Genomic DNA, 476 nt, shown 5'->3' on the forward strand with positions numbered 1-476 from the left:
GTAGAGGGATCGACTGTGACGATGGAAGACGTGCGCCGGGGGAGCGCCCCGTTTGAACGCGTTGGCCGCAACGAGTACGGCTACAACACCCGCCAGGTGGACCAGTTCCTCACGACCGCCCGGGAGTACTACGATTTGCGCAACCCGGATGCGGAGCCCATCACCAGCCATCAGGTCCGTGCCATGGCCTTCGACCCGGCCAAGGGCGGCTACGACGCGCAGGCGGTGGATGCGGCCCTGGACCGGCTTGAGGACGTCTTTGCCCAGCGTGAACGGGACAAGCTGATCGCGGACAAGGGCGAAGAGGCCTGGCTTATCCAGATCGGGCGGATCTCCGCGGTGCTTCGCGGCCGCCTGCACCGCCCCGCGGGCGAGCGTTTCCGCCGGCCCTCGAAAAAGAAGGCCCGCAGCTACAACATCGACGAGGTCGACGCATTGTGCGACGAGCTGCTGGAATACTTCGAAAACAACCGGCC

Annotated in this window: 1 protein-coding gene; it reads left to right on the forward strand. The window is 65.5% G+C overall.

Translation table 11 applies throughout. The annotated features are described in order from the left end of the window. Positions 1-21: 21 nt before the first annotated feature. The coding region (locus AC5RVV_RS18030; RefSeq protein WP_494002717.1) for a DivIVA domain-containing protein at positions 22-476 on the forward strand (455 nt) is incomplete at its 3' end.

This window comes from Arthrobacter sp. MDT2-34-1 (assembly GCF_059091365.1).